The 15,365-nt window shown below is 63.6% G+C and carries 14 protein-coding genes; 6 read left to right on the top strand and 8 right to left on the bottom strand.

Translation table 11 applies throughout. From position 1 onward, the window contains the following. The first annotated feature begins 4 nt into the window (after positions 1-4). The 4 genes from nuoK to nuoN are packed head-to-tail and all read left to right on the top strand — an operon-like array spanning position 5 to position 5,206. Positions 5-313 carry an NADH-quinone oxidoreductase subunit NuoK gene (nuoK, locus tag AC1M7R_RS01640; RefSeq protein ID WP_072392810.1) on the top strand — a complete coding sequence of 103 codons (309 nt, stop codon included), beginning with the start codon at positions 5-7 and terminating at the stop codon, positions 311-313. Beyond that, complete coding sequence (gene nuoL / locus AC1M7R_RS01645; protein WP_072392807.1) at positions 310-2,163, top strand: NADH-quinone oxidoreductase subunit L; 1,854 nt, start codon at positions 310-312, stop codon at positions 2,161-2,163. Before nuoK ends, nuoL begins: the two co-directional genes overlap by 4 nt. Before the next feature lie 39 nt (positions 2,164-2,202). Then, complete coding sequence (gene nuoM, locus AC1M7R_RS01650) at positions 2,203-3,735, top strand: NADH-quinone oxidoreductase subunit M (RefSeq protein ID WP_072392804.1); 1,533 nt, start codon at positions 2,203-2,205, stop codon at positions 3,733-3,735. A 7-nt stretch (positions 3,736-3,742) separates the two neighbouring features. After that, positions 3,743-5,206, top strand: coding sequence for an NADH-quinone oxidoreductase subunit NuoN (gene nuoN / locus AC1M7R_RS01655; protein ID WP_072392801.1), 1,464 nt, complete (start codon positions 3,743-3,745; stop codon positions 5,204-5,206). Positions 5,207-5,456: 250 nt separating this feature from the next. Here the strand turns inward: nuoN and otnI are convergent, their stop codons facing one another. Further along, a complete protein-coding gene (otnI, locus tag AC1M7R_RS01660; protein ID WP_072392798.1) occupies positions 5,457-6,239 on the bottom strand; it encodes a 2-oxo-tetronate isomerase in 783 nt (260 codons plus the stop codon). A 233-nt stretch (positions 6,240-6,472) separates the two neighbouring features. On the opposite strand from otnI, the gene AC1M7R_RS01665 reads away from it, so the two are divergent. Next, a complete protein-coding gene (locus tag AC1M7R_RS01665) occupies positions 6,473-7,582 on the top strand; it encodes an NAD(P)/FAD-dependent oxidoreductase (RefSeq protein ID WP_490610189.1) in 1,110 nt (369 codons plus the stop codon). Positions 7,583-7,818: 236 nt separating this feature from the next. After that, entirely contained in the window at positions 7,819-8,295 is a 477-nt protein-coding gene (locus tag AC1M7R_RS01670) for a PA2171 family ribosome-binding persister protein (RefSeq protein WP_072430643.1), read from the top strand. Between the two features lie 52 nt (positions 8,296-8,347). Here the strand turns inward: AC1M7R_RS01670 and AC1M7R_RS01675 are convergent, their stop codons facing one another. The 7 genes from AC1M7R_RS01675 to AC1M7R_RS01705 form a co-directional block, all read right to left on the bottom strand. Beyond that, complete coding sequence (locus AC1M7R_RS01675) at positions 8,348-9,226, bottom strand: LysR family transcriptional regulator (protein WP_072392788.1); 879 nt, start codon at positions 9,224-9,226, stop codon at positions 8,348-8,350. Between the two features lie 247 nt (positions 9,227-9,473). Next, complete coding sequence (gene ycaC / locus AC1M7R_RS01680) at positions 9,474-10,103, bottom strand: isochorismate family cysteine hydrolase YcaC (protein ID WP_072392785.1); 630 nt, start codon at positions 10,101-10,103, stop codon at positions 9,474-9,476. Between the two features lie 142 nt (positions 10,104-10,245). Continuing rightward, a complete protein-coding gene (locus AC1M7R_RS01685) occupies positions 10,246-12,084 on the bottom strand; it encodes an amidohydrolase (protein WP_072393070.1) in 1,839 nt (612 codons plus the stop codon). A 127-nt stretch (positions 12,085-12,211) separates the two neighbouring features. Further along, positions 12,212-12,847, bottom strand: coding sequence for an antibiotic biosynthesis monooxygenase (locus AC1M7R_RS01690; RefSeq protein WP_072430644.1), 636 nt, complete (start codon positions 12,845-12,847; stop codon positions 12,212-12,214). Next, positions 12,840-13,253 carry a DoxX family protein gene (locus AC1M7R_RS01695; protein WP_072392778.1) on the bottom strand — a complete coding sequence of 138 codons (414 nt, stop codon included), beginning with the start codon at positions 13,251-13,253 and terminating at the stop codon, positions 12,840-12,842. Before AC1M7R_RS01695 ends, AC1M7R_RS01690 begins: the two co-directional genes overlap by 8 nt. Beyond that, a complete protein-coding gene (locus AC1M7R_RS01700; RefSeq protein WP_072392775.1) occupies positions 13,250-14,197 on the bottom strand; it encodes a LysR family transcriptional regulator in 948 nt (315 codons plus the stop codon). The genes AC1M7R_RS01695 and AC1M7R_RS01700 overlap by 4 nt, the downstream gene beginning before the upstream one ends. A gap of 146 nt (positions 14,198-14,343) precedes the next feature. After that, a complete protein-coding gene (locus tag AC1M7R_RS01705; RefSeq protein ID WP_490610190.1) occupies positions 14,344-15,165 on the bottom strand; it encodes an alpha/beta fold hydrolase in 822 nt (273 codons plus the stop codon). Positions 15,166-15,365 lie beyond the last annotated feature (200 nt).

Below are 15,365 nucleotides of genomic sequence, written 5' to 3' on the forward strand. Positions count from 1 at the left end.
TCACATGCCTGCTATCCCTCTCGAGCATGGTCTGGCGGTTGCCGGCATCCTGTTCTGTCTCGGTCTGGTCGGCCTGATGGTCCGCCGCAACATTCTGTTCGTGCTGATGAGCCTGGAGGTCATGATGAATGCCTCCGCCCTGGCCTTCATCGTCGCGGGCGCTCGCTGGGCGCAACCGGATGGACAAGTCATGTTCATCCTGGTGATCAGCCTGGCAGCCGCCGAGGCCAGTATCGGCCTGGCGATTCTGTTGCAGCTGCATCGCCGCTTCCACACTCTCGATATCGACGCTGCCAGCGAGATGCGCGGATGAACCTACTCTTCCTGACTTTCGTATTCCCCCTCATCGGCTTCCTGCTGCTGTCGTTCTCGCGGGGCCGCTTCTCGGAAAACCTCTCGGCATTGATCGGCGTCGGTTCCATCGGCCTGTCCGCCATCGTCACGGCCTACGTGATCTGGCAGTTCAACGTCGCCCCGCCGCAAGGTGGCGCGTACGCGCAGGTGCTGTGGCAGTGGATGGCGGTGGAAGGCTTCACGCCAAGCTTCACCCTGTATCTGGACGGCCTGTCGGTGACCATGCTCGGCGTGGTGGTCGGCGTGGGTTTCCTGATCCACCTGTTCGCTTCCTGGTACATGCGCGGTGAAGCCGGTTACTCGCGTTTCTTCGCCTACACCAACCTATTCATCGCCAGCATGCTGTTCCTGGTGCTCGGCGATAACCTGCTGTTCGTGTACTTCGGCTGGGAAGGCGTGGGCCTGTGCTCGTACCTGTTGATCGGTTTCTACTACAGCAACCGCAACAACGGCAACGCGGCGCTGAAGGCATTCATCGTGACCCGGATCGGCGACGTGTTCATGGCCATCGGCCTGTTCATCCTGTTCCAGCAGCTGGGCACGCTGAACATCCAGGAGCTGCTGGTCCGTGCTCCCGAGCACTTCAAGGCCGGCGACTTCTGGATCGTCCTGGCGACCCTGATGCTGCTCGGTGGTGCCGTCGGCAAATCCGCACAGCTGCCGCTGCAGACCTGGCTGGCGGACGCGATGGCCGGCCCTACCCCGGTCTCGGCCCTGATCCACGCGGCAACCATGGTGACCGCGGGCGTGTACCTGATCGCCCGTACCCACGGCCTGTTCGCCCTGGCGCCGGACATCCTGCACCTGGTGGGCATCGTCGGCGGCGTGACCCTGGTGCTGGCCGGTTTCGCCGCCCTGGTGCAGACCGACATCAAGCGGATCCTCGCCTACTCCACCATGAGCCAGATCGGCTACATGTTCCTGGCCCTGGGTGTCGGTGCCTGGGAAGGCGCGATCTTCCACCTGATGACCCACGCGTTCTTCAAGGCCCTGCTGTTCCTGGCCTCCGGTGCGGTGATCGTTGCCTGCCACCACGAGCAGAACATCTTCAAGATGGGCGGCCTGTGGAAAAAACTGCCACTGGCCTACGCCAGCTTCATCGTCGGTGGCGCGGCCCTGGCGGCCCTGCCACTGGTGACCGCCGGCTTCTACTCCAAGGACGAGATCCTCTGGGAAGCGTTCGCCAGCGGCAACCAGGGGCTGCTCTACGCAGGCCTGGTGGGTGCGTTCATGACCTCGCTGTACACCTTCCGCCTGATCTTCATCGCGTTCCATGGTGAAGCCAAGACCGAAGCCCACGCCGGCCACGGCATCGCCCACTGGCTGCCGCTGTCGGTACTGATCGTGCTGTCGACTTTCGTCGGCGCCCTGATCACCCCACCGCTTGCCGGCGTGCTGCCACAAAGCGTCGGCCATGCAGGCGGCGAAGCCAAGCACAGCCTGGAAATCGCCTCGGGCGCCATCGCCCTGGCGGGTATCCTGCTGTCCGCCCTCTTGTTCCTGGGCAAGCGTCGCTTCGTGACCGCGATCGCCAACAGCGGCCTCGGCCGTGTCCTTTCGGCCTGGTGGTTCGCTGCCTGGGGCTTCGACTGGATCTACGACAAACTGTTCGTCAAGCCATACCTTGCGATCAGCCACATTCTGCGCAAAGACCCGCTCGACCAGACCATTGGCCTGATCCCGCGCATGGCCAAGGGCGGCCACACTGCCCTGAGCCGTACCGAGACCGGTCAACTGCGTTGGTATGCGGCTTCCATGGCGGCTGGCGCCGTGCTGGTTATCGGCGCCATCGTGCTGGTAGCGGTCTGATATGAACCTTGCGAACTTGCGAAAGGAAACGAGCCCGTCATGATTCTGCCCTGGCTAATCCTGATCCCTTTTATCGGCGGCCTGCTGTGCTGGATGGCGGAGCGTTCCAGCTCCACCCTCCCGCGCTGGATCGCGCTGCTGACCATGTCCCTGGAACTCGCGCTCGGCCTCTGGCTGTGGGCGACCGGCGACTATTCATTCGCTCCGGCCCCCGGCGCCGATCCGACCTGGGCGCTTGAATTCAAGCACCTGTGGATCGAGCGCTTCGGCATCAGCGTGCATCTGGCCCTCGACGGCCTGTCGCTGCTGATGATCCTGCTGACCGGCCTGCTGGGTATCCTCTCGGTGCTCTGCTCCTGGAAAGAGATCCAGCGCCATGTGGGCTTCTTCCACCTGAACCTGATGTGGATCCTGGGCGGCGTCGTCGGCGTGTTCCTCGCGCTGGACCTGTTCATGTTCTTCTTCTTCTGGGAAATGATGCTGGTGCCGATGTACTTCCTCATCGCGCTCTGGGGTCATAGCTCGGCGGACGGCAAGAAAACCCGGATCTACGCGGCGACCAAGTTCTTCATCTTCACCCAGGCTTCCGGCCTGATCATGCTGGTGGCGATCCTCGGTCTGGTGCTGGTCAACTTCAACAACACCGGCGTGATCACCTTCAACTACGCCGACCTGTTGAAAGTGCAGATGTCGCGCACCACCGAGTACGTGCTGATGCTGGGCTTCTTCATCGCCTTCGCGGTGAAGCTGCCGGTGGTACCGTTGCACTCCTGGCTGCCGGATGCCCACGCCCAGGCACCGACCGCAGGTTCCGTGGACCTGGCGGGTATCCTGCTCAAGACGGCGGCCTATGGTCTGCTGCGCTTCGCGTTGCCGATGTTCCCCAACGCCTCGGCCGAGTTCGCGCCGATCGCGATGACCCTCGGCCTGATCGGGATCTTCTACGGTGCGTTCCTGGCCTTCGCCCAGACCGACATCAAGCGCCTGATCGCCTTCTCCAGCGTCTCGCACATGGGCTTCGTGCTGATCGGTATCTATTCCGGCAGCCAGCTGGCCCTGCAGGGCGCGGTGATCCAGATGCTGGCCCACGGCCTGTCCGCGGCGGCGCTGTTTATCCTCAGCGGCCAGTTGTACGAGCGCCTGCACACCCGGGATATGCGTGAAATGGGTGGCCTGTGGTCGCGCATCGCCTACCTGCCGGCCATCAGCCTGTTCTTCGCGGCCGCTTCCCTGGGCCTGCCGGGTACCGGCAACTTCGTCGGCGAGTTCCTGATCCTGATCGGCACCTTCGTCAGTTCGCCGTGGATCATCGCCATCGCCACCTCCGGCCTGGTGTTCGGTTCGGTCTACTCGCTGATCATGATCCACCGCGCCTACTTCGGCCCGTCCAGGTCGGACGAAGTGCTGCGCGGCATGGACGGTCGCGAACTGATCATGGTGCTTGGCCTTGCGGTGTTGCTGATTTACCTCGGCGTCTACCCGCAACCGTTCCTCGACACCTCTGCCGCCACGATGCATGGCGTGCAGCAGTGGCTCGGCACCGCCTTCTCTCAACTCGCTTCGGCCCGGTAAGAGCGCTATGGAATTCACGATTCAACACTTTATCGCGCTTGCGCCGCTGTTGATCACCAGCGCCACGATCCTCGTGGTGATGCTGGCGATCGCCTGGCGCCGCAATCACTCCCAGACCTTCCTGCTGTCGGTGGCGGGGCTGAACCTGGCCTTGCTGTCGATCCTGCCGGCCCTGAAAGTCGCCCCGCTGACGGTCACCCCGCTGTTGCAGATCGACAGCTTCGCCTGCCTGTACATGGCGCTGATCCTGGTCGCCACCCTGGCCTGTGTCACCCTCGCCCACGCCTACCTGGGCGATGGCGGTTCGGGCTACCCGGGCAATCGTGAAGAGCTGTACCTGCTGATCCTCATGGCCGCCGCCGGTGGCCTGGTCCTGGTCAGCGCCCAGCACCTGGCCAGCCTGTTCATCGGCCTGGAGCTGCTGTCGGTGCCTGTGTACGGCCTGGTGGCCTATGCCTTCTTCAACAAGCGCTCCCTGGAAGCCGGCATCAAGTACATGGTGCTGTCGGCGGCCGGCTCTGCGTTCCTGTTGTTCGGCATGGCCCTGCTCTACGCCGAAGCCGGCACCTTGAGCTTCGTCGGTATCGGCCAGGCCCTGGCGGCCACCGGCCTGCCCAGCCCGGTCGCGCAACTGGGCCTGGGCATGATGCTGATCGGCCTGGCGTTCAAGCTGTCGCTGGTGCCCTTCCACCTCTGGACCCCGGACGTCTACGAAGGCGCCCCGGCCCCGGTGGCGGCGTTTCTGGCCACAGCTTCCAAGGTGGCGGTGTTCGCCGTGATGGTGCGTCTGTTCCAGATCTCTCCGGTGGCCAGCAGTGGCGTCATGAGCAACGTGCTGACCATCATTGCCATCGCCTCGATCCTGTTCGGTAACCTGCTGGCCCTGACCCAGAGCAACCTCAAGCGTCTGCTGGGTTACTCGTCCATCGCCCACTTCGGCTACCTGCTGATCGCCCTGATCGCCAGCAAGGGCCTGGCCGTGGAAGCCATTGGCGTGTACCTGGTCACCTACGTGATCACCAGCCTTGGCGCGTTCGGCGTGATCACCCTGATGTCCTCGCCGTACAACGGCCGCGACGCCGACGCCCTGTACGAATACCGCGGCCTGTTCTGGCGCCGTCCGTACCTGACCGCCGTGCTCACCGTGATGATGCTGTCCCTGGCCGGTATCCCGCTGACCGCCGGCTTCATTGGCAAGTTCTACATCATCGCCACCGGCGTCGAGGCTCACCAATGGTGGCTGGTCGGCTCCCTGGTGCTGGGCAGTGCCATCGGCGTGTTCTACTACCTGCGCGTCATGGTCACCCTGTATCTGATGGAACCGAACCTGCGTCGTCACGATGCCGAGTTGCACTGGGAACAGAAGGCAGGCGGCGTGATGCTGCTGGCCATCGCCGTATTGGCGTTCTTCCTCGGCGTCTACCCACAGCCATTGCTGACCCTGGTTCAGCAGGCGGGCCTGACGGGCTGATCGCGAATGCTGTTCGCTTGAAGAAAAACCGTATCGCGAGATACGGTTTTTTTATGCCCGAGAAAAGCGTCGTTCGGCTTTACGCCTCGTCCGCCTACCGCGGTTTCGCGGCCAAGTGCACCACTACCACGGCCCTGCCCTTCCAGTCACCGGGCACAGACCGCTGCCACCGCCAAGGTTGCTCCAGGTGTGATCTGGCGCAGTGATCGGTCATCAGTCCGCCATGGCGAGCAGGCACGCTCCACAAGCGTCAGCGTGCCTTCCAGTCCCGCAGCCACCGCAGACCCACTGAAGTATCGCCGCGCGGCCGATATTCGCATCCGACCCAGCCGTCATAGCCCAACTCATCCAGCAGCTCGAACACAAAGGGATAATTGACTTCCCCAAGGTCCGGCTCGTGGCGGTCCGGCACGCCGGCAATCTGGACATGGCCGATGCGGTTGAAGTCGCGCCGCAATTTGCTCGCCAGGTCACCTTCGACAATCTGGCAGTGGTAGCAGTCGAACTGGACCTTGAGGTTGTCGGCCCCCACTTCCCGGCAGATGGCCTGGGCCTGGTCCTGGCGATTCAGGAAAAAGCCAGGCATGTCCCGGGTATTGATCGGTTCGAGCAGCACAGTGATCCCGGCTTTCGCGGCCTGGGCCGTGGCATGGGCGAGGTTCTCCAGATACACCGCGTGATATCGCGCCCGCTCGGCTTCGGACGGGAGCACGCCGGCCATGACATGAATCCTGGAGTTGCCCAGTACCGCGGCATAATCCAGGGCACGCTCGAAACCCTCGCGAAATTCCTGCTCACGTCCCGGCAACGACACGATCCCCCGCTCCCCCGCAGCCCAATCCCCGGGTGGCGCGTTGAACAGCACCTGGACAAGGCCGTTGTCATCGAGCCTCTGCTTGAGCACCTGAGGGGTGTGGTCATAGGGGAACAGGTACTCGACAGCCGAAAAACCATCGGCCGCCGCAGCCGCGAAACGCTCCAGGAAATCATGTTGCGGGTACAGCATGCTGAGGTTGGCTGCAAAACGAGGCATCGGGGATTCTCCGTGGACAAGGTCAGACAAAAGGCCCGATCGGCAAGTCGATCGCCTAGGGTACGTACGGGCAACGTAGGGAACGCGCGGCCCAAATGCGCAGCCCGTACGCCTCGTTGAGTCCGGCCAGTTTAATCACATCCATGTTTTCGTCACCTCCACGCTTCACCCCTTCCCCGGGCGAGGCTACCCTGAACGCGCTCAGGTCTTTCCCTATTGAAGGAGAATCGAGGTTGCGTGTGGATATCCAATGCGTAGTGGCAGGCGCAGGGGTCGTCGGCCTGGCCGTGGCGCGGGAGATGGCCCGCGCCGGCCATGAAGTGCTGGTGATCGAATCCGGTGCCGCCGTCGGCATGGGCATCAGCTCGCGAAACTCCGAGGTCATTCATGCCGGCATCTACTACCCGCCGGGCAGCCTCAAGGCGCAGTTGTGTGTCGAAGGTCGACACCGGCTGTACGCTTATTGTGAAAGCCATGGCGTGGCCACCCGACGCCTCGGCAAATTGATCGTCGCCAGAGACCAGGCGCAATTGGCCGGCCTCCAGACACTGCTCGAACGCGGGCTGGCCAATGGGGTGGACGACTTGCGCCTGCTCGACCGGACGCAGGCACTGGCCCTGGAACCGGCGCTGGCCTGTGTCGCCGCGCTGTACTCGCCCTCCACCGGCATCGTGGATTCCCATGGCCTGATGCTGGCGTTGCAGGGCGATGCCCAAGCGGCCGGGGCGGACGTTGCGTTCCATTCACCGCTACTTGGGGTTCGCATCGAAGCCGGGCATTTCACCCTGGAGGTGGGCGGCTCGGCACAGATGAGCCTGTCCTGTCGCCTGCTGATCAATGCCACCGGCTTGCACGCGCCTGCCCTTGCCCGGCGCATGGAAGGCTTGCCAGCGCAGACGGTGCCCGATGACTACCTGTGCAAGGGCAACTACTTCAGCCTTGCCGGGCGCGCGCCGTTCCGCCACTTGATCTACCCGGCTCCGCAAGCCGCCGGCCTGGGTACCCACATGACCCTGGACATGGCGGGCCAGGCCCGCTTCGGCCCTGACGTGGAATGGGTCGACCACGAGGACTACCGGGTCGATCCGGTCCGGGCCGAGGTTTTTTATCCGGCGATTCGCGATTACTGGCCAGGCCTGCCGGACCAGAGCCTGCAACCGGCCTATAGCGGTATCCGCCCGAAAATTTCCGCTCCCGGCGAACCTGCCCGGGACTTCCTCATCAGCAGCGAGGCCGAGCACGGGGTACCGGGCCTGATCAACCTGTTCGGTATCGAATCGCCAGGGCTGACTTCCTGCCTGGCCATTGCCACCAAGGTTCGGCACCTGCTCGAAACGCCTTAGCGAATCGGGCCACCCACCCGATCAGGCAGGGAGCGATTGGCGGACAGCGCAAAGTGCAAGGTGCTTTTCCCCGCTTCATGCAGGCTGCACGACGCTGAAATCCAGATCAAATCCAACCCACTGTTTTTAAAGGCTTTTCAAGAGATCAACGACTGGCACGCCCCATGCAATCCTCCTGTAACGCGGCGTCGACGCTTGAAGTCGGCCCGCAACCGTGAATTGCCGAGGAGCTGTATATGAACGCCATCGATCTGTTGAAAGCCGACCATGAGCGCGTCAAGGGCATTCTTGCCCAACTGAGCGAGTCCACCGAACGCGGCGTCAAGAAGCGCACCGACCTGTTGGCGAAGCTGGAGATGGAAATCACCATCCACACCCGGCTGGAAGAAGAAATCCTGTATCCCGCTTACAAACAGGCCGGGGGCAAGGAAGAGGTGGAGATGTACTACGAGGCCAAGGAGGAACACCGCACCGTCGACTCCCTGGTGTTGCCGGACCTGAAAGCCACCGATCCTTCCAAGCCGGAATTCGCGGGACGGGTGAAAGTGGTCAAGGAACTGCTTGAACACCACATCGAAGAAGAAGAGAAGGAAATGTTCCCTCAGGCCAAGAAACTGCTGGGCAAAGCCAAGCTGGATGCCTTGGGTGAGCAGATGGAAACCCTGAAAGCGCAATACAAGAAAGAAATGAGCAGCGCCAACCTCGCTGCCTGACCGGCCACGAATGCTTCAGCCGTCGCCTGGACGGCTGAATGCGTTCGCTCGATCACTGCATGTATTCGCGCAGGAAGTCCACCAGCGCCTGCACCGGGCGCGAGCTCTGCCGGTGTTGCGGATACACCGCCGACAGCGCCAGGGGCGCGGTCTCGAAGCCTTCGAGAACCTGGACCAATCGTCCATCCTTCAGCGCATCCCCCAGAATGAACGTCGGCAGGTAGGTGATACCCATGCCGGCGATAGCGGCGTCCCTGAGCAGATCGCCGTTATTGGCCCGCATGCGCCCAGCCACCTCCAGCACCTGCGGCTTGCCGCCCGCCGCGAATCGCCACTGGACCTGCCGGCTGTGGCCATATGGCAGGCAGTCATGCCCGCGCAGGTCTTCGGGTCGCGTGGGTGTGCCGCGCCGGGCCAGGTACGCCGGGCTGGCGCAATAGACCCGTTCGATGGTGGCGATGCGGCGCGCGATCAGGGTCGAGTCTTCCAGCTCTCCGATCCGCAGCGCGAGGTCATAGCCCTCCCCTAACAGGTCCACGGAACGATCGCTCAGGTCCACCTCCACGCTGACTTCCCCGTAACGCTGCAGAAACAGCGGCAGCAGGCTGCCCAGGTGCGCCACGGCGAACGACAGCGGCGCGCTCAGGCGCAGGGTGCCGCGAGGCTCGCTGGTCTGGCCGCTGATGCCCTGCTCCACCTGTTCGATTTCACCGAGCAGGCGCAGGGCCGCTTCGTAATAACGCTGGCCCAGGGGCGTGACATCCAGGCGCCGCGTCGAGCGATTGAGCAGCCTGACACCGAGCCGCTGTTCCAGGGCCATGAGCTTGCGGCTGACGAACTGCTTGGACAGCCCCAGCTTGTCCGCCGCTGCCGTGAAACTGCCTGACTCCATGACCTGGGCAAAGATGCGCATTTCTTCGAAAGGATTCATTGCTCTCCAAGTAGACGGAAGATTTTTGCCGAACACGAACTGTGGCGAGGGAATTTATCCCCGCTGGGCTGCGCAGCAGACCCCGCATTTGGTTCAAGGAACATTCTGACACAACCGGTTGGCCGACTTTTGGGGCGGCTGCGCACCCCCACCGGGATCAATCCTCTGGCCACAGGCAATATAGGCCAGATAGCCAGACAAAAAGATGCCCGCACATTGGCGGGCACCTGTTCAGCCTGGAAACGACTTACCTGGCGGTCTGCGCCGCGTAGCTGTTCATCAGGTTACGGTAGTTCGGAATGCGCTGGGACAGCAGGTTGCCCAGGCCTTCGATGTCGTTGCGCCAGTCGCGGTGCAGCTCACAGGCGACCGAGAACCAGTTCATCAACTGCGCACCGGCGGCGCTCATGCGGGCCCAGGAGGCTTGCTGCACGGTTTCGTTGAAGGTGCCCGAAGCATCGGTCACGACGAACACGTCGAAGCCTTCGGCCAGGGCCGACAGTGTCGGGAACGCCACGCAGACGTCGGTCACCACGCCGGCAATGATCAACTGCTTGCGACCGGTGGCCTTGATCGCCTTGACGAAGTCTTCGTTGTCCCAGGCATTGATCTGGCCTGGACGCGGGATGTACGGCGCATCCGGGAACATTTCCTTGAGTTCCGGCACCAGCGGACCGTTGGGGCCCTGTTCGAAACTGGTGGTCAGGATGGTCGGCAGGCCGAAGAACTTCGCCAGGTCGCCCAGGGCCAGGACGTTGTTCTTGAACTCGTTGGGCGAGAAGTCCTGGACCAGGGAAATCAGGCCGGTCTGGTGATCGACCAGCAGGACGACTGCATCATCTTTGTTCAGGCGGTTGTAGACAGGGGCGTTGCTCATGGGATGACTCCTTTGGATGGATGATGACGAAAACCTGTGGGAGCGAGCCTGCTCGCCAAAGCGGTGTATCAGCTTGCGGCGATGCCGGAGGATCCGACGTCTTCGCGAGCAGGCTCGCTCTCACAGGGAAAGTGGTTGTTAGTCAAAAGGCGAAGCAGGAGCAGCCGAACGCGCCCCAGAAGCCTTGGAAATCGCTGACCGGGACGTTCGACAGCCGCGCGCGTTCATGGCTGTGGGAATGCACCGCGCAAGGGCCACTGCACTGGTGGACCTGCGCCTGCAGCGGCGAGGTCGGCCGCCAGTGGCCGGGCACCTTGACCACCGGCGACCAGTCCGGCAGCACCGGGACGCTGGCAGGGCCGAGTTTTTCGAAATCGCCGGCGGCATACACCACCTTGCCGTCGACCACCGTCAACACCGACTCGATCCACTTGATGGCCTCTTCCTCGACGCTGAAGAAGTCCGCGCTCAATGCCGCCAGGTCCGCCAGTTGGCCGACCTTGATCTGGCCTTTCTTGCCTTGCTCCGATGAGAACCAGGCGCTGCCATGGGTGAACAGCTCCAGCGCGGTCAGGCGCGGCAGCCCTTGCTCGTGCAAGGCCAGGCCGCCCACCGTGCGACCGCTGACCATCCAGTACAGCGAGGTCCAGGGGTTGTAGCTGGAGACGCGCGTGGCGTCGGTGCCTGCGCCTACCGGCACGCCCTCGGCCAGCATGCGCTTGATCGGCGGCGTGGCTTCGGCGGCCTTGGCACCGTAGCGGTCGACGAAATATTCACCCTGGAACGCCATGCGGTCCTGGATCGCAATGCCACCACCCAGCGCCCGGACCCGCTCGATGTTCTTCGGCGTGATGGTCTCGGCATGGTCGAAGAACCACGGCAGGCCGTTGAACGGGATGTCGCGGTTGACCTTCTCGAACACATCGAGCATGCGGCTGATGGATTCGTCATAGGTGGCATGCAGGCGGAACGGCCAGCGTTGCTCCACCAGATGGCGCACCACCGGTTCCAGGTCCTGCTCCATGCCGGGCGGCAGGTCCGGGCGCGGCTCCAGGAAGTCTTCGAAGTCCGCCGCCGAGAACACCAGCATTTCGCCGGCGCCGTTATGCCGCAGGAAGTCATCACCCTGGTGCAGCTTGACGCTGCCGGTCCAGTTCTTGAAGTCGGTGAGTTCTTCCTTGGGTTTCTGGGTGAACAGGTTGTAGGCGATGCGCACCGTCAACTGCTGCTCACGGGCCAGCTGTTCGATGACCGCGTAATCGTCCGGGTAGTTCTGGAAGCCACCGCCGGCGTCGATGGCACTGGTCAGCCCCAGGCGATTGAGTTCACGCATGAACTGGCGGGTGGAGTTGACCTGGTACTCCAGGGGCAGCTTCGGACCCTTGGCCAGGGTCGAATAGAGGATCATCGCGTTGGGGCGCGCCACCAGCATGCCGGTGGGTTCGCCCTTGCTGTCGCGGACGATCTCGCCGCCCGGGGGGTTCGGCGTGTCACGGGTATAGCCGGCTACCCGCAGCGCAGCGCGGTTGAGCAAGGCACGATCGTACAGGTGCAGGACGAACACCGGGGTATCGGGCGCAGCCTGGTTGAGCTCTTCCAGGGTGGGCATGCGCTTTTCGGCGAACTGGAACTCGTTCCAGCCCCCCACGACCCGCACCCATTGCGGCGTCGGTGTGCGGTCGGCCTGGTCCTTGAGCATGCGCAGGGCATCGGCCAGGGACGGCACGCCTTCCCAGCGCAGTTCCAGGTTGTAGTTCAGGCCACCGCGGATCAGGTGCAGGTGCGAGTCATTGAGCCCGGGAATGACCGTGCGTCCCTTGAGGTCGATGACCTGGGTAGCGCTGCCGCGCAGGGCCATGGCCTCGGCGTCGGTGCCCACCGCGACGAATTTGCCCTGGCTGATGGCGACCGCACTGGCGCGGGGCTTTTCACGGTCGACGGTATGGAACTGGCCATTGAACAGAATCAGATCGGCGCTCATCGGATTTCCTTTTGAATGTGAAGAAGCGAAGGACAGGCCCGGCCAGAAAGCCGCCGCGGCGCTGAGCAGGGATCCGGCGGCCAGCAACTGGCGGCGCAGTGGATCGCGTGGATCTTGTGGATCGTCGTTATTGGCCATCGTCGGGCTCCAGGTGTTCGAGGTTGGACGCCTCCAGCCAGGGCGCGAACAACCGGGTCGCCATGGGCATGCATACGTACACCACCGAGAGCACGATGGTCAGGGTGATCAGGAACGTGGCGACGACATAGTTGGAGAGAAATGCATGGAGTTGCAGCAGCGGCCCCCACAGCAGCGGCACCAGCAAGGTGTGCGGCAGGATGACCAGCAGCGTCACCACGGCCTGTTTCCAACGGGGCGGTGGCGCGGCGGCATCCGCCAACGGGGCGAACCAGAACTCCTTGTGAGGCGCCACTTCGGTCTGGTCACCGTCGGCCAGCAAGGGCTTGGCTTGCGCCACCAGCTCACTGCGCTCGGACGATTCCAGCCAGCGCTGCATGGCCTCGGTGGAGCAGAAACGCAGCACGCAGGTGAACAGCGACAACCCGCCCTGCCGGCCCCGGACCACATCGACGCCCAGGTGCCCCGGCCATCCACCGGCCACCCGCACGATGCGCCTGAGCCAGGTCTCATAGGCAGCCTCCTGGCCGGCCTTGATCCGGTGCTTGACCACCAGGGTCACGATTTCATCGAAGCCGGGCCGGGCGTGGCTGGCGACGGGTTCGACGGTTTGGGATTCAGACATGACGAAACACTCCGGCAAAGCGCGCGTTCAGCGCCAGGCGCCCAGGCCCGGCAATGAACACGCTGGTAAAGATGATCAGCAGGAGCCAGCCGAATTGCCCTTCTTCGAGGCTCCATTGGGGATGCACCAACAGCAGCGCAACAGCCAGCAAAAACAGGATCGGCAGACAGGCCAGGCGCACCAGCACACCGATGGCGATCAGCAGCGGACACAGCACTTCGGCCAGGATCGCCAACACCAGGGTCGGCGCCGCGCCCAGGTGGAACGGGTCTTCGATGCGGGTCAACTCGGCGCTGTAGTGCAGCAGCTTCGGCAGCCCATGGACCCACAGCAGGAACAGCGCCCCGCTCAGGCGCAGGAACAGCAATCCCCAGTCCTGCAGCGAGCGTTCGTCGGCCAGGTTCATCGCTGGGTTCCTTGTGCGGTCGCCGGCGCATCCACCGGCAGCGACTGGGACATGTGCGTGGCGATGCGCGAGCGCAGCCAGCGCTCGGCCGGATCGTTGTCATGCACGCCGCTCCAGACCATGGACAGCTCGGCGGCATTGATCTGGAACGGCGGATCCTCGGCCCGCAGCCCGCAGCCTTCCACCAAGGCGCAGGCCGCGTAGTCGGGCACGGTGGCGATCAGTTCGGTGCCGGCCAGCAACGCCCGCAGACCGCTGAACTGCGGCACAGCCAGCACGACCTTGCGCGTCCGGCCGATGCGGGCCAGGTCCAGGTCGATGTTGCCGCTCAGGTCCCCCGAGAACGACACCATCGCGTGGGGCCGCGAGCAGTATTCGTCCAGGGTCAGCGGCCCGGGGCGCTTGTCACCGCGCAAGACCTTGCAGGGAATGTCCCGCAGTTTCTTGCGCTTGGCATTGGCCGGCAGGTCGGTGGTGTAGCTGACACCGACGCTGATTTCACCGCTGGCCAGCAGCGACGACATCAACAGGAAATTGGCGCGCCGGACCACCACGATGATGCCCGGCGCCTCCTCCCGGAGCTGGCTGAGCAGCGGCGGAAACAGGCCGAACTCGGCGTCGTCCGACAAACCGATACGGAACACGTCGCAACTGGTGGAAGGATCGAAGGCCTTGGCCCGGCTGACCGCGCCGGAAATGGTGTCCATGGCCGGTTGCAGTTCCTTGAGGATGGCCAGGGCCCGGGGTGTCGGCTCCATGCCGCGACCGTTGCGGATCAACAGCGGATCGTCGAACAGATCCCGCAGCCGCCCAAGCGCCGCGCTCACCGCCGGCTGGCCCATGAACAGCTTTTCGGCGACGCGGGTCAGGTTCTTCTCGAACATCAACGCCTCGAAGATCACCAACAGGTTCATGTCGAGGCGGCGTAAATCGTTGCGGTTCATGGGTATCAGTCCTGTCGAATACCGATCCTGTGAGAGCGAGCCTGCTCGCGATAGCCGAGTGTCAGTCGGCGGCGATGTTGACTGTTGCGCCGCCATCGTCGGAACGCCGCCCGGAGCAAGCTCGCTCCCACAGGTGTGTGGCTTGATCAGCCCTGGATGAACGCCAGCAAGTCCGCGTTCAGTCGGTCCTTGTGGGTATCGGTCAGGCCGTGGGGCGCGCCGGGGTAGACCAGCAGTTGCGCGTTGGCGAGCAGTTTCGCGGCCGCGATACCGGCGGTTTCGATCGGCACCACCTGGTCGTCATCGCCATGGACCACCAGCGTCGGTACATCGATCTTGCGCAGGTCCTCGGTGAAATCCGTCTCGGAGAAGGCCTTGATGCAGTCATAGGCATTCTTGTGCCCGGCGAGCATGCCCTGCATCCAGAACCAGTCGATCATGCCCTGGGATACCTTGGCACCCGGCCGGTTGGCGCCGAAGAATGCGCTGGCCACATCCTTGTAGAGCTGAGAACGGTCGGCCAGGGAGGCCTGGCGGAAACCGTCGAACACCTCGACAGGCAAGCCACCCGGGTTGGCCGGGGTACGGAGCATCAACGGCGGCACGGCCGAGATCAGCCCGGCCTTGGCAACGCGGGCGGCGCCATGACGGCCGATGTAGCGCGCCACTTCGCCACCGCCCGTGGAGAAACCGAGCAGCACGGCTTGCTTGAGGTCCAGACGTTCGATCAGCTCGGCCAGGTCGTCGGCATAGGTGTCCATGTCGTTGCCGTCCCAGGGCTGGCTGGAGCGTCCGTGTCCACGGCGGTCATGGGCAATCACCCGATAGCCGTTGGACGCCAGGAACATCATCTGCGCCTCCCAACTGTCGGAGTTCAACGGCCAGCCGTGGCTGAAGACTACCGGCTGCCCACTGCCCCAATCCTTGTAGTAGATCTCGGTGCCATCGCGGGTGATGAAGGTGCTCATGACATGCTTCCTTGAGGTGGGTAGATGGACAGATGGTCCAGCCATCGGCGTCATGGGCGTGAGTTAAACGTTGTTAATTTTTCCGAAGACGGCGTGTTGAAAGCCCGAATGGCGATGCCTGGTGGTGCGCCCAGAGCGCTCTCGCGCCAAGGGTCCCGCTGTTGGAAAGCTGGAGCCAGAGCCTCTTGGCCGTTGCACTT

The sequence above is a fragment of the Pseudomonas sp. MS01C9 genome (assembly GCF_058202755.1).

Coding starts and splice junctions, on each gene's coding strand:
- nuoK (WP_072392810.1), top strand. CDS start 5: ATGCCTGCTATCCCTCTCGAGCATGGTCTGGCGGTTGCCGGCATCCTG.
- nuoL (WP_072392807.1), top strand. CDS start 310: ATGAACCTACTCTTCCTGACTTTCGTATTCCCCCTCATCGGCTTCCTG.
- nuoM (WP_072392804.1), top strand. CDS start 2,203: ATGATTCTGCCCTGGCTAATCCTGATCCCTTTTATCGGCGGCCTGCTG.
- nuoN (WP_072392801.1), top strand. CDS start 3,743: ATGGAATTCACGATTCAACACTTTATCGCGCTTGCGCCGCTGTTGATC.
- otnI (WP_072392798.1), bottom strand. CDS start 6,239: ATGCCTCGTTTTGCAGCCAACCTCAGCATGCTGTACCCGCAACATGAT.
- AC1M7R_RS01670 (WP_072430643.1), top strand. CDS start 7,819: ATGAACGCCATCGATCTGTTGAAAGCCGACCATGAGCGCGTCAAGGGC.
- AC1M7R_RS01675 (WP_072392788.1), bottom strand. CDS start 9,226: ATGAATCCTTTCGAAGAAATGCGCATCTTTGCCCAGGTCATGGAGTCA.
- ycaC (WP_072392785.1), bottom strand. CDS start 10,103: ATGAGCAACGCCCCTGTCTACAACCGCCTGAACAAAGATGATGCAGTC.
- AC1M7R_RS01685 (WP_072393070.1), bottom strand. CDS start 12,084: ATGAGCGCCGATCTGATTCTGTTCAATGGCCAGTTCCATACCGTCGAC.
- AC1M7R_RS01690 (WP_072430644.1), bottom strand. CDS start 12,847: ATGTCTGAATCCCAAACCGTCGAACCCGTCGCCAGCCACGCCCGGCCC.
- AC1M7R_RS01695 (WP_072392778.1), bottom strand. CDS start 13,253: ATGAACCTGGCCGACGAACGCTCGCTGCAGGACTGGGGATTGCTGTTC.
- AC1M7R_RS01700 (WP_072392775.1), bottom strand. CDS start 14,197: ATGAACCGCAACGATTTACGCCGCCTCGACATGAACCTGTTGGTGATC.
- AC1M7R_RS01705 (WP_490610190.1), bottom strand. CDS start 15,165: ATGAGCACCTTCATCACCCGCGATGGCACCGAGATCTACTACAAGGAT.